Here is a 697-nt window from a genome sequence, read left to right on the forward strand (position 1 = left end):
CCAACGAGTACAAAAGATGCATTAATGTAGATACGGCAGGGATCGGGGGAAAGAAGATGCCATTACCTGGGGAGGTCTCCAAAGCTACGTGTAGCTACATGGAGAAGTCAGCAGAGGTCATAGTACTTACGGGAAATGAGCTAGGGAAGTACCCTAGAGGTCTCACAAGTAAGGAAGGACCGAACGTTAAATCACGTCTGGATTCGTATAGGAATCGGTTTATCCGATAGCCTATACCTAGAAAGACAAGAACAGTACAAATGATAGCAAAAGTAGTAGCCGCCAGAAACTTGATCGACGCCTGTAAAAAGGTTGTCAGCAATAAAGGTTCGGCAGGAATAGACGGGATGCCCACAACAGAGTTGAAGGCATTTATAGATGGCCACCGCTCAAAAGTGGTGCACCAACTTATTTCTAAAAGCTACATGCCACAGGCCATCAAAGGGGTGGAGATACCCAAGCCGAACGGCAAGACCAGATTACTGGGAGTGCCCACGGTAGTGGATAGATGGCTTCAACAAGCGGTAAGCCAACAACTGGTGATTCATTTCGAACTCGATTTCGAGATGGAGAGCTACGGTTTCCGCCCAAGGAAGAACCTTCAACAGGCGGTATTAAAAAGTCAAGGGTACATCAATGATGGCTACCAGGACATAGTAGATATAGACCTTAAGAGTTTCTTCGATGAAGTCCAACA

Annotated in this window: 2 protein-coding genes; both read left to right on the plus strand. The window is 46.3% G+C overall.

All coding sequences use genetic code 11. The annotated features are described in order from the left end of the window. The coding region (locus BFP75_RS22105; protein WP_206073542.1) for a hypothetical protein at positions 1 to 230 on the plus strand (230 nt) is incomplete at its 5' end. Between the two features lie 30 nt (positions 231 to 260). Next, on the plus strand, positions 261 to 697 hold a 437-nt coding region (locus tag BFP75_RS10605; RefSeq protein ID WP_240531764.1), incomplete at its 3' end, for a reverse transcriptase domain-containing protein.

The sequence above is a fragment of the Maribacter sp. 4G9 genome (assembly GCF_002742265.1).
Classification (GTDB): Bacteria; Bacteroidota; Bacteroidia; order Flavobacteriales; family Flavobacteriaceae; genus Maribacter.